Origin of the sequence: Neobacillus niacini, from assembly GCF_031456445.1 — a bacterium.
In the GTDB taxonomy this organism is placed as follows: Bacteria; Bacillota; Bacilli; order Bacillales; family Cytobacillaceae; genus Neobacillus; species Neobacillus niacini_I.
Genome location: NZ_JAVDUQ010000017.1, coordinates 39,656 through 51,440 on the forward strand (window position 1 = coordinate 39,656; position 11,785 = coordinate 51,440).

The window sequence follows — 11,785 nt, forward strand, 5'->3', positions numbered from 1 at the left end:
TCATTCTCCTTGCTGCAGTACGAATTGTTCGTGGCGAATTTGTGCAAATGCCTGTGAAAAATCTTTTATTAGATCATCCGGATTTTCGAGTCCAACTGAGAGACGAAGCAGGCTGTTTGTAATTCCGCGCTTTTCCCTTTCAGGCTGTGGCATTGCCGCATGCGACATTTTCGCCGGATAGGATAAAATCGATTCAACAGCTCCAAGGCTTACGGCAAAAACAGGTAATTTAACGTTTGAAACGAAAGTTCTTAGCGTTGCTTCATCCTCTAGTTCAAAGGATAATACAGCACCAGGACCATCGGCTTGAGATGCTTGCAATTCATGCTCAGGATGTTCCTTGAGACCCGGATAATACACTGATTTAACGAGCGGATGCGAATTTAGATATTCCGCTAGTTTAATAGCCGAGTTTTGTGATTGCTGAAGACGTACATGCAAGGTTTTAATCCCTCTTAAAACAAGCCATGCATCCTGGACGCCAAGGACCGCTCCAAAGGAATTTTGTAAAAATCCAAGTTTTTGAGCAAGGTCTGCATCCTTTACAACAGCAAGACCTGCGACAACGTCACTGTGTCCTGATAAAAACTTGGTAGCACTATGCAGTACAACATCTGCACCAAGTTCCAAAGGTTTTTGTAATGCTGGGGTTAAAAATGTATTATCAACAAAGGTTAACGCTCTGATTTCTTTTGCTAATTTACTAACTGCCTTGATATCCGTAACCTTTAAAGTAGGATTGGAAGGAGTTTCTACATAAAAAGCTTTTGTATTCGGCTGGATTGCAGCTTTAACCTCATCCAGATTCGTCATATCAACAAAGGTATGTTCAATACCGTAGCGGGAAAGAACCTGTGTAACCATCCGAAAAGTCCCGCCGTACACATCCTCTGTGATGACAATATGGTCCCCTGCAGAAAGGAGAAGAAAAGCTGTAGAAATGGCCGCCATTCCTGAGGAAAAAGCAAATCCCCTAACACCGCCTTCTAATTCTGCAATGACCTCCTCGAGTGCTTCCCTTGTCGGGTTTAAACTCCGGCTGTAATCATATTTACCGAATTGATCAATTTCAAATTGATGAAAGGTAGATGCATGCTGAATGGGTACACTTACCGCACCGGTAGCTGGATCGATTTTATGGCGATTATGCAAGAGCCGGGTTTCAAAACAAATATCATTATTTTCCATTGATGGTCACTCCCTCATGAATATTGGCAAAGGCCTTTTCTAAATCTATAATCAAATCTTCCGCATCTTCCGTTCCAACGGAAAAACGCAGTAAACAATTATCGACACCTGCGGCAAAACGAACTTCCTCAGGAATATCCGCATGCGTTTGTGTTGCCGGATAAGTAATAAAGCTTTCTGTACCGCCAAGGCTTTCTGCAAAAGTAATTAAGGATAATCCTTGTAAAAATGGGTTTACCCATGATTCTTCTTTTACACGGAAGGAAAGCATTCCACCTTTCCCAGGGTAAAGGACATCCTTAACATCTTCATGGTTTGAAAGATATTCAACCAGTTGCTTCGCATTTTTCTCGTGTTGCTTCATTCTGAGCGATAATGTTTTCATTCCGCGCATTAATAGCCAAGAATCGAATGGACTCAACACGGCACCGGCCCCATTGTGATGAAAGGCAAGGGCTTCACATAATTCTTGTCCCTTTGCAACAATGAGACCTGCGAGTACATCGTTATGTCCGCCTAAGTATTTGGTCGCACTGTGAATCACAATATCTGCCCCAAGCAGGATTGGCTGCTGCAGGAGAGGAGTATAGAATGTATTATCAACAATCAGCAGGATCCCGTGTTTCTTAGCAATTTCTGAAACAGCGGCGATATCTGACTGCTGCATAAGAGGATTTGTCGGAGTTTCAAGAAAGATGGCCTTTGTTTTAGGGGTAATCTTACTTTCAATCTCACTCGGACAACAGGTATCCACATATTGAGCGGTTAAGCCCCATTTTTTATAGCCTTGTTCCAATATGCGATACGTACCGCCATAAAGGTCTTCGCTAACTAACCATTCGTCACCGGATTGGAATAAAGAAAGTATCGTCATGATGGCAGCCATTCCCGAGCTGCAGGCATATCCTTGGTCGCCGCCTTCTAAATCAGCAATGGTTTTTTCAAGCAGCTGGCGTGTTGGGTTTCCTGTACGGGTGTAATCAAATCCTGTTGATTGGCCGATTCCCGCATGGCGGAAAGCGGTGGAAAAATAAACCGGCGGATTAACGGTTCCTGTTACGGTTTCACTGCGGTTTCCAATTTGAGCAAGTTTCGTTTCAATTTTGTACATGATGACCACTCCAATATTTTTTAGTAAATAAAAAAGGTCTTCTTTAAGAAGAAGACCTTTGTCAGACGTGCACATATGTCATTCTTCTTATCTCGCAAATTATTAATGGTAATTTGCAGGACTTAGCACCTTTTCAACGGACAAAGCCATTGAAGGTTGCTGAGGTGTCTTCGGGCCATTCCCTCAACCTCTCTTGATAAGAAATTAAATTATTTAGATTATTTATAAAATTTACTACAAACATGGAGGGATGTCAATTTGTTTTTAAAAAAGATTTATAGGGAAAAACTACTAAATTATCTAAAAAATATTTTTTAAAAGTTGTTGACACTTAATTAAAGAGGTGGTAATTTTAAGATACAAATTTGTTCTTAATAAAGAACTTGTGAAGTGATACATATAAAGATTAGTAAATAGTCTAATCCGCTATGTGGTTGGTTTTTTACTATAATAAATCTGGGATTGTTCTTTATATTTATCCCAGTTGATTAACTATGTTCTAAGTGTTCGATTTAGAGAATATATTATGCCAGAGTTTTCGATATTGAGGCAAATATAGCAAAATTTTTAACTTAAGGTTTCGCAGGAGGAAATGATGAGTGCTATTGCTGGTATTTTTCACTTAAACGATGAACCTATAAATCTTGAACACGGCAAGATAATGATGAAGGAACTAGAAAAATATCCTGCTGATGATGTTCAAACCTGGCATAGTGACAAAGTCTTTCTTGGCTGCCATGCCCAGTGGATTACACCCGAATCGATTGGCGAAAAGCTTCCTTATTATGATCAGGAAAGAAAGTTAGCGATTACGGCGGATGCGATTATTGATAATCGAGAAGAATTATTTGAAAAACTGCAAATCAAAAAATCCAAACAAGAATCGATAACCGACAGTGAACTCATTCTGCTTTCCTATGATAAATGGGGAGAGGATTCACCGAAGTATTTGGTTGGCGATTTTGCTTTTATGATTTGGGATGAGAGAAAGCGTAAACTTTTTGGGGCGAGAGATTTTTCAGGAAGTAGGACGCTATATTATTTTACAAATGGGAAACAAATTTCCTTTTGCACGGCAATAAAACCATTGCTCTCTTTGCCATACATTGATAAAAAACTAAATGAGCAATGGCTAGCTGAATTTTTGGCAATACCTGTTAATTTTGAATCGACTAATCCTTCCGCGACCATCTATAAAAATATAAACCAGTTACCACCTTCACATTATATTTCTTTAATTAATGGTGAGGTATCACTTTCAAGATACTGTACTTTTACAGAAGATAAAAAGATTAAGTTGAATTCGGATCAAGAATATGAAGAAGCATTCCGTTATATTTTTGGTAGTGCCGTGAAATCAAGATTGAGAACACATCATAAAGTGGGGGCGCAATTAAGTGGTGGCCTAGATTCGGGTTCAGTTTCTAGCTTTGCTGCAAAAGAACTTCGTAAAGAGAATAAGAGATTACATACTTTTAGTTATGTACCAGTTGACGGCTTTATTGACTTTACACATAAAAGTAGAATTGCTAATGAAAAGTCGAACATTCAGTCGACTGTCCAATTTGTAGGGAATATTAGCGACCAATATTTGAGTTTTGAGGAAAAAAGCCCATTCACCGAAATCGATGAAACTCTAGATATACATGAAATGCCATACAAATTTTTTGAAAATACCTTTTGGTTAAAAGGAATTTATGAACAAGCTCAAAAACAGGGAATAGGTGTATTGCTAAATGGGCAAAGGGGCAATTGGACTATATCATGGGGGCCAGTTCTAGATTATTACGCCATTCTTTTAAAGAAGTTGAAATGGTTCCAACTTTACCATGAATTAAACCTTTATAGCAAAAATATTGCAGTAAAAAAATCAAGAATCATGACTGAAGTTAGAAAAAAGGCATTTCCATCTCTCTATCAATTACTTAAACCAAAAGATTCATTTCACTTTCCAATGATCATTAATAATGAATTTGCAAGAAAAACAAATGTTTTAGAAAATCTCCATGAACAGGGGATTGATATATCTGCGTCGCAAATTACAAGTGCTTATGAGGTTAGGAAAAGGCAATTTGAACAATTATATTATTGGAATACGACTGGTACCTATAGTTCAAAGTTATCTTTACGATATTCTCTTTGGGACCGTGATCCTACAAATGATTTACGTGTAATTAGGTTTTGTTTATCAGTTCCTGAGCAACAGTATGTTCGAAAAGGCTTAGATAGATCACTTGTGAGAAGGTCTACCCAAGGATACTTACCAGATGATATAAGGTTAAATCTAAAAACTAGAGGGGTCCAAGGGGCTGATGGTGTTCATCGGATGGCTCCAATGTGGGGCCAATTTATTAAAGAACTTCATGAAATATGCTCGGATCCAATAATTGGTGAGATTTTGAACTTAAAAGTGATTAAAGATGCAATTAAAAAGATAGAAAAAGAAGCAAGACCTGAATATGCTTTTGATTTTGATTTTCGAATTTTAATGAGATGTTTGATCGTGTCTCGTTTTATTAAAAATTTTACCTGAAAGGGGGTGATATGGTGAAAAAGGAATGGACAGATCTTAAACTGGAAGTACTTAGTATTAGTATGACAATGGCAGGACCTGGGATTAAAACCCCTGATGCGGTACAACCTGACGTCGATGAAGTGGTGCATTATAGCTGATTTTAATAATTAAGGCTAATGTAGACACCGCCCTTATACAATTCAAAAAGTATGAGGGCTTTTTAAATAATTTTAGGGACGGATCTGGAGTGAAGAAGGTGTCAATAGAAGTTTTAAAAGGAATGGTTTATAGTGCATTCGGATTAGGAATATTAAGTGAAATTCCCCTCCCAGAACTAATAAAGATAAGAGAAGAGGATAAAAGAGTAGATATATTTGTTAAGATTGATGATTTATCCAGCTATTCCGCCATATTGGAGGCTGAAAAAGGAAGGTTTGTAGTTAATAGAGATATGATTATGTTCCACATCCAAGATACGGCTACGTTTTGCGTGCAAGATGGGGAGAACATTATTATATCACCGGTAGAGGGAGCGAATTTTGACAAAATACGACTCTATATTTTGGGAACTTGTATGGGCATCTTATTGTTACAAAGAAGGATTCTTCCTTTACATGGAAGTGCAGTAGAGATTAATGGAAAAGCATACGGCTTTATTGGTCATTCTGGGGTTGGAAAATCAACGCTTGCATCAGCTTTCATTAAAAGAGGGTTTAAACTTCTTAGTGATGATGTGATAGCTGTGGACATTCAGCAAGGCAAAATTCCCTTAGTTATTCCCTCCTACCCTCAGCAAAAATTATGGCAAGAGAGTTTAGATGAATTTGGTATAGAAATAAAGAACTATCTTCCTTTATTTGAAAGGGAAACAAAATATTCAATACCTGTTAAATCTAACTTCCTATCTGCCCCTTTACCGCTTGCTGGTGTCTTTGAATTAGAAAAGACAGAGAATAATGAGGTTGAAATTAAGCGAATTGAAGGTTTAGAACGGTTCCCAATTTTGTTAAGACAGACCTTTCGGAATTCATTAATAAGCCGTTTGGGATTAGATGAGTGGCATTTTACCTCCTCATCAAACATAATAAAAAACATTGAGATATTCCAATTAAAGCGACCAATTTCAAGATTTACAGCACATGATTTAGTTTCAAAAATATTAATTAGTATAAGCTAGGAGGAAAATAAGATGATAAATACACAGAAGGTTGCATTAAATTGTCATGTTGTTCAGAGCCTAGGAAATATCGTTAGTGACATGGATGGAGAAAAAGTAATGATGAGTATTAAAAATGGGAAATATTATAATTTAGGGGAAATAGGAGGGATCATTTGGGATTTAATAAAAGAACCGGTTTATGTTCATCAATTGATTGATTGTTTGATGAATGAATATAGTATTGAGCGGGCCGATTGTGAAAAACAGGTATCACTATTTTTAGAATCTTTATATGCAGAAGGACTAATTCAAATTAAAGAATGAGATTTCCTATCTTTATAAGGAAGGATAACGAGTATTGTGAATAAGATCAAGGCTTTTATTTGTTTAGAAAATACAACAAAATTATTATTCATTGAAGCTTATCTTGAACTTGCAAGGGCGCGTATTTTGAAAAAACTGCCCTTTCACAAGGTGGTACCCTTTTTAGGTGAGCAGATGTGTGAAACATCTTATTCAGAATCAGATATTGATAGAAAGTTAGTTAGGGGTATTTCGCAAGCAATAAATATAATGAGTGATTATACTTTTTGGGAAAGCCAATGTCTTGTAAAGGCAATTGCTGGAATGAAAATGTTGGAAAGACGAAAGATTGAATGTACGCTTTATTTAGGAACTGGGAAAGATGAAACAGGAAAAATGATCGCACATGCCTGGCTTCGCAGCGGACCATACTATATTACAGGTTTCGAAGGAATGAATCGATTTACTGTTATTGGAAAATTCGCAAAGCAAATTCGTCTGAAAAATGAAGGGGAATAGTATGTGGACTAATTTTAAACTTGATTTATCCAGCTTTTCCAAAGAATTAAATCTTTTAATTAAACTCATAAAGTTAGATGATCATGTTGGTCCTGAAATAATTGACAAAGAAGTCTTTTCAGAAATTAATTGGGAACAGTTTATCGAATTAGCCAAGCATCACCGAGTTTACCCAATCATTTATCTGAATCTAAAAAAAGTAGCAAATAATTGTGTGCCTTTAAATGTTCTTCAAGAATTTTCTCAATTATACCGAAATAACACAATTAGGATGCTGCACTTAAGCGGTGAGATGGAACAAATAAGTAAATTATTTGCAGAAAATAAAGTCCGTACCCTTTTTCTAAAAGGGCCAGTGCTTGCAACAGCCCTATACGGTGATGTATCATTACGAACTTCTTCCGATATAGATTTACTAATTCCAATAAAAATGTTAAAAAAAGTGGAAAAGTTGATAGTTGAGCAGGGTTATATTAAAGATGATTACATCGAATCTGTTTTAAATGATTGGAAATGGAGACATCACCATATAACTTTCTTTCATCCAGGCAAGAAAATTAAACTTGAAATACATTGGAGAATGAATCCTGGTCCAGCGAAAGAACCACAATTTGATGAGTTATGGAAGAAAAAGAGGAAAAGTTTACAGAATAGTTATCCAATCTATTATTTGGGATGCGAAGATCTATTTTTATTTTTAGTTACACATGGAGCACGACATGGTTGGTCAAGACTTCGTTGGTTAGTAGATATAGATAAATTGATTCAGCAAAGCCTAAATTACAAAGAAATCATCAAGCTTTTAAGGAAATATCAATATCCACACATAGGGGGACAATCATTAATTTTAACTTCCCAAATATTTAATTCTAAAGTGAATGAGGAACTATTACCACTAATTAATGACAAGCTAGCAACGCGATTAGCGCAGGAAGCGTTATTCTATATTAGCAACATAGTTAATTTACATACGGAGCCTCTGCCTCAAAAAGTGGCAGAATATCATAAAAGGCACTTATTTTTACTAAGGTCCAATCGGCAAAAACTTTTGTTTTTAATGAGTTTTTTGTATCCCTTTGCTACTGATACCGAGACTTTACCTTTACCAAAAGTCCTTCATATTCTTTATTTTCCCTTACGACCTATTTTAATGCTTTGGAGAAGAACAAGGAGTCGAGCGGTAACTAGGAGGGTATAAAATTGATTCACGTTTTTTATTTTATTAAACGATTAAATTCATACTCCGGCAGTATATTATATGGTAATCTCATTGGGATGGGAGTTGCCAGTTTTCTCGATGGGATCGGAATTTTATTATTACTGCCAATGATAAGCTATAGCGGCTTAGTGAATTTAAGTATAGGGGGATCAAAATACCTAAAGATATTTAGTCTTCTACAGGCGTATCCAAATACACTTGTTCTTATATTTATCTTGGGGATTTTTCTTTCATTAGTAGTAGGCCAAAATCTTTTACAAAGAAGCTTAATAATTAAAAATGTAAAAATAACACAAGGTTTTATTCGACAAATAAGGTTGGAGACATATAATTCCTTATTAAAGGCAAATTGGGGTTTTTATATGAAAGAAAGGAAATCAGACCTTATTAATGCCATGACGACGGACCTTGCACGTGTTTCAGGAGGGATAAATCAGATCCTACAGTTTTTAACTTCTCTTATTTTTACTTTGATACAAATTGTAATAGCTTATTGTTTATCTGCCAGTTTAACCATTTTTTTATTAATATCTGGCCTTATTTTAGTACTTTTTTCAAGAAAGTTTATAAAGCAATCAAAATTATTAGGGACAAAAACGTCTGTATTGGCACAAGAATATCTTGCGGGGATAACTGACCAACTTAATGGTATAAAGGATATTAAAACGAATACTCTAGAAGAATCACATAATCATTGGCTTAATTCATTGACTAAGGGAATGATAGAAGAACAAATTGAATATATTACCTTAAAAATGGATTCCCAAACATTTTACAAAATTGCATCAGCGAGCTTAATTGCCATTTTTATTTATATTTTTGTGATGATATTTGATGCTAAACCAGATCAATTTATATTAATTTTTATTATTTTTTCTCGGTTATGGCCCAGAATTACAGAAATTCAATCTAGTATGGAGCAAATTGCCACTTCAATCCCTGCTTTTAGGTCATTTATAGAAATGCAATCAAATTGTAAGATAGCTATAGAGATTGAAGATGACACCATCTACAAGAACATTAAACCTTTAAAGATTGAAAAGGGAATAGAATGTCGTAGTGTATATTTTCGTTATAATCAAAATGAACCTTCCTTTGTACTTCAAGAAATTAATTTAAAGATTCCAATAAATTGTATGACAGCTATTGTAGGTCCGTCTGGTGCCGGAAAAAGTACATTAATTGATATTTTAATGGGGTTAAATAAACCTGAACAAGGAAGTATTTTGATAGATGGGGCTGAGCTTTCTGATGAAAAATTATTGTCTTTAAGACGTTCTGTTAGTTATGTGCCACAAGATCCATTTTTATTTAATGTCAGTATTAGAGAAAATTTACTTATGGTTGTACCGGATGCAACTGAACAACAGATTTGGGAGGCATTGGAGTTTTCAGCAGCCGCTGAATTCATTAGAAAGTTACCAATGGGGCTTGATACATTTGTTGGAGATAGAGGTGTAAGGCTATCAGGCGGAGAACGGCAAAGACTTGTGTTAGCGCGTGCAATATTACGAAAGCCATCTATTCTTGTATTAGATGAAGCAACTAGTGCCTTAGACACTGAAAACGAATCAAAGATACAAAATGCACTTGAAAGATTAAAGGGGAAAATGACAATTGTTGTTATTGCACATCGTTTGTCCACTATACGTAACGCTGATCAGGTAATCGTCTTGGATCATGGTGAAATCATTCAACAAGGTCAATTTAATCAACTTGCAAATGAAAAAAGAGGAATGTTTAGGAATTTACTAAGAAAACAAATGGGAGTCAGTGTTTAATTAAATAAATCACCCTTTTTAATGAAATGTTAATATGAATTTCATTGACACGTTCTTTATAAAGAACTATTATAGTATGTATAAAGTACTAAAGATTTGAAAAACATTACTTATTGTTGAAAGGCATATTTTTTTCGAAAGGATGTTCTTTATTTAGAACAATATAAATTAAAAAAAGGTGGTCTAATGAATAATTATAATCAATTTAACAATAGTGGCCAAAGAAAAGCAAAGGAAATTAATTTAAGAGAGATATTCCTAGTTATTAAAAGCAGATTTTGGATTATCGTTGTGATTACCGCTCTCACTGGCATAGTAGGTTTTATACAAAGCAATTCCAAGTCGGTACCACTATATAGTTCCTCAACAAACATTATTATAGGGGCTGACGAAGAATCGAGAAAGACACTTCAGGTTATTGTTAGGGACTCAGCCATTTTAGACAAAGTAATTAAAGAAATGGATCTTAAAACAACAGCTGAAGCATTAGCGGGCCAAATAACGGTATCCAGTGTTGAGAGTTCTCAAGTAGTTAATATTAGTGTAACCGATAAAAATCCAATACTTGCGGCAAAAATAGCAGATACGACAGCTCAAGTATTTAGGGGAGAAGTTCCCAACATCGTCGATAAAGATTATGTACGAATATTATCAAAAGCAAAGGTCAAACCAACCCCGATTAATCAAGGTAACAATTTAAATAAATTAATCATTGCTATTGCAGGTGGATTAGTTATTGGAATTGGGCTCGCTTTTTTCATTGAATCTTTAGATGATCGAATCCGATCAGTACAAGAAATTGAAACATTTCTTGGTCTTCCTGTATTAGGTAGAGTCCCAAAAACAAGCAGTAGGAATATGAAAAGAAAAGTAAATCATACAAACTTGGAAATAAATATAAGGGGCGAGACGGTTGATTATAAGTAAACGAAATGTATCAGCAACAAAAAAGAGGACAATTGTTGCCCACACTCATCCTGATTCGATTATTTCTGAACAATTTAGAATGATTCAAACCAATATTAAATTTATGTTGGTCGATCAAAAGAGTCGGACTCTTTTAATTACATCACCTCGTGATGGGGAAGGAAAGTCGACAACTGCAGTTAATTTAGCTGTATCAATGGCACAGCAGAAGAAAAAGGTTCTTTTGATTGATGCCAATTTGAGAAAACCTTCTTTACATACGTTCTTTAAGCTTTCCAATTCAAATGGATTAACTGATGTTTTAACGGGGAGATTGTCTTTTAACGAGGTAGTTCATCATACTGAAATTTGGCGGCTTGATGTTTTATCAAGCGGGTTAGTTCCGTTTAATCCAGTTGAACTATTAGGATCCCAAATGATGCAGGAATTGCTTAAAAAGGTCACACAGTTCTATGATACTGTAATTATTGATTCCAATTCAATTCTTGAAGTAACAGATACAAAGCTTTTATCTACCCAATGTGATGGAGTTATATTGGTTGTCAAAAATGGAAAAACAAAGTTGGAAAAAGCCGCTGAGGCTAAAAAGGTATTAGAATTTGCCAAAGCGAAACTAGTAGGGGTTATATTAAATCAGTGACCATAACGTTAAGAATTTTAGCCTTTTTTTTCGTTGTTGTTCGTTATTAGGAACAAAAATGAACTTTTTAGTGTAAAATGGAGATGTCTCCTTTCCAATATAAATGGAGGCACTCGGTCATGCTGTGGGTCCTTGGACCTTAGACGCAAGTCGTCAAGAGTGTGACGTGAGGACGGGTTAGATGCCCATTTATTAAAAAATGTTAATTATGTGTCCTTCTAATGAAGATCGTATAATTAACATTTTTTAAAGAGGAGTTGTAAAAATGAACAGTTTTGACCAATATCCAAAAGCGATTAAAAAAGCCATTCGCTACATTAAACAGGATGCACCAAAGGCACAGCTGGAAGAAATTAAAAAATTAATTGAGTATGCGATTAGGTTAAGAAACCAAAAGGTAAATTAAGTAGATTAAGAGTTTTG

At 35.4% G+C, this 11,785-nt stretch carries 12 protein-coding genes and 1 riboswitch; of the genes, 10 read left to right on the plus strand and 2 right to left on the minus strand.

The window, feature by feature from the left end:
* Positions 1-1,188: a cystathionine beta-lyase gene (gene metC, locus J2Y67_RS14930; protein ID WP_310175350.1), complete on the minus strand. Its 1,188-nt coding sequence runs from the start codon at positions 1,186-1,188 to the stop codon at positions 1-3.
* Positions 1,178-2,299 (minus strand): methionine biosynthesis PLP-dependent protein, encoded by a 1,122-nt coding sequence (locus tag J2Y67_RS14935; RefSeq protein WP_310175352.1) that lies wholly within the window; start codon positions 2,297-2,299, stop codon positions 1,178-1,180. The genes metC and J2Y67_RS14935 overlap by 11 nt, the downstream gene beginning before the upstream one ends.
* A gap of 84 nt (positions 2,300-2,383) precedes the next feature.
* A riboswitch (SAM riboswitch) is annotated at positions 2,384-2,502 on the minus strand.
* A gap of 392 nt (positions 2,503-2,894) precedes the next feature.
* Between J2Y67_RS14935 and J2Y67_RS14940 the strand changes: the two genes are divergently transcribed.
* The 10 genes from J2Y67_RS14940 (at position 2,895) to J2Y67_RS14985 (ending at position 11,768) form a co-directional block, all read left to right on the plus strand.
* On the plus strand, positions 2,895-4,832 hold the full coding sequence (locus J2Y67_RS14940) for a lasso peptide isopeptide bond-forming cyclase (RefSeq protein WP_310175354.1): 1,938 nt from the start codon (positions 2,895-2,897) through the stop codon (positions 4,830-4,832).
* 11 nt (positions 4,833-4,843) lie between these two features.
* Entirely contained in the window at positions 4,844-4,972 is a 129-nt protein-coding gene (locus J2Y67_RS14945) for a paeninodin family lasso peptide (protein WP_396954080.1), read from the plus strand.
* Positions 4,973-5,094: 122 nt separating this feature from the next.
* Positions 5,095-5,991 (plus strand): phosphoenolpyruvate carboxykinase (ATP), encoded by an 897-nt coding sequence (locus J2Y67_RS14950; protein ID WP_310175450.1) that lies wholly within the window; start codon positions 5,095-5,097, stop codon positions 5,989-5,991.
* A 12-nt stretch (positions 5,992-6,003) separates the two neighbouring features.
* Complete coding sequence (locus tag J2Y67_RS14955; protein ID WP_310175358.1) at positions 6,004-6,297, plus strand: lasso peptide biosynthesis PqqD family chaperone; 294 nt, start codon at positions 6,004-6,006, stop codon at positions 6,295-6,297.
* Between the two features lie 36 nt (positions 6,298-6,333).
* Positions 6,334-6,795 carry a lasso peptide biosynthesis B2 protein gene (locus J2Y67_RS14960; RefSeq protein WP_310175360.1) on the plus strand — a complete coding sequence of 154 codons (462 nt, stop codon included), beginning with the start codon at positions 6,334-6,336 and terminating at the stop codon, positions 6,793-6,795.
* Position 6,796: 1 nt separating this feature from the next.
* The gene (locus J2Y67_RS14965; RefSeq protein WP_310175361.1) at positions 6,797-7,993 is read left to right on the plus strand and encodes a nucleotidyltransferase domain-containing protein; all 1,197 of its coding nucleotides are present in this window, start codon (positions 6,797-6,799) and stop codon (positions 7,991-7,993) included.
* Between the two features lie 2 nt (positions 7,994-7,995).
* Positions 7,996-9,795 carry an ABC transporter ATP-binding protein gene (locus tag J2Y67_RS14970; protein WP_310175363.1) on the plus strand — a complete coding sequence of 600 codons (1,800 nt, stop codon included), beginning with the start codon at positions 7,996-7,998 and terminating at the stop codon, positions 9,793-9,795.
* Positions 9,796-9,981: 186 nt separating this feature from the next.
* Positions 9,982-10,722 (plus strand): YveK family protein, encoded by a 741-nt coding sequence (locus tag J2Y67_RS14975; protein WP_310175366.1) that lies wholly within the window; start codon positions 9,982-9,984, stop codon positions 10,720-10,722.
* Positions 10,709-11,362: a CpsD/CapB family tyrosine-protein kinase gene (locus tag J2Y67_RS14980; RefSeq protein ID WP_310175368.1), complete on the plus strand. Its 654-nt coding sequence runs from the start codon at positions 10,709-10,711 to the stop codon at positions 11,360-11,362. Before J2Y67_RS14975 ends, J2Y67_RS14980 begins: the two co-directional genes overlap by 14 nt.
* 265 nt (positions 11,363-11,627) lie before the next feature.
* Complete coding sequence (locus J2Y67_RS14985; protein ID WP_310175370.1) at positions 11,628-11,768, plus strand: hypothetical protein; 141 nt, start codon at positions 11,628-11,630, stop codon at positions 11,766-11,768.
* The last annotated feature ends 17 nt before the right edge of the window (positions 11,769-11,785 follow it).

What these genes read in the sequence shown, in the direction of transcription:
- J2Y67_RS14950 (WP_310175450.1), top strand. Translation starts at nt 5,095, where the DNA reads ATGGTTTATAGTGCATTCGGATTAGGAATATTAAGTGAAATTCCCCTC.
- J2Y67_RS14975 (WP_310175366.1), top strand. Translation starts at nt 9,982, where the DNA reads ATGAATAATTATAATCAATTTAACAATAGTGGCCAAAGAAAAGCAAAG.
- J2Y67_RS14935 (WP_310175352.1), bottom strand. Translation starts at nt 2,299, where the DNA reads ATGTACAAAATTGAAACGAAACTTGCTCAAATTGGAAACCGCAGTGAA.
- J2Y67_RS14985 (WP_310175370.1), top strand. Translation starts at nt 11,628, where the DNA reads ATGAACAGTTTTGACCAATATCCAAAAGCGATTAAAAAAGCCATTCGC.
- J2Y67_RS14940 (WP_310175354.1), top strand. Translation starts at nt 2,895, where the DNA reads ATGAGTGCTATTGCTGGTATTTTTCACTTAAACGATGAACCTATAAAT.
- metC (WP_310175350.1), bottom strand. Translation starts at nt 1,188, where the DNA reads ATGGAAAATAATGATATTTGTTTTGAAACCCGGCTCTTGCATAATCGC.
- J2Y67_RS14965 (WP_310175361.1), top strand. Translation starts at nt 6,797, where the DNA reads ATGTGGACTAATTTTAAACTTGATTTATCCAGCTTTTCCAAAGAATTA.
- J2Y67_RS14955 (WP_310175358.1), top strand. Translation starts at nt 6,004, where the DNA reads ATGATAAATACACAGAAGGTTGCATTAAATTGTCATGTTGTTCAGAGC.
- J2Y67_RS14945 (WP_396954080.1), top strand. Translation starts at nt 4,844, where the DNA reads ATGGTGAAAAAGGAATGGACAGATCTTAAACTGGAAGTACTTAGTATT.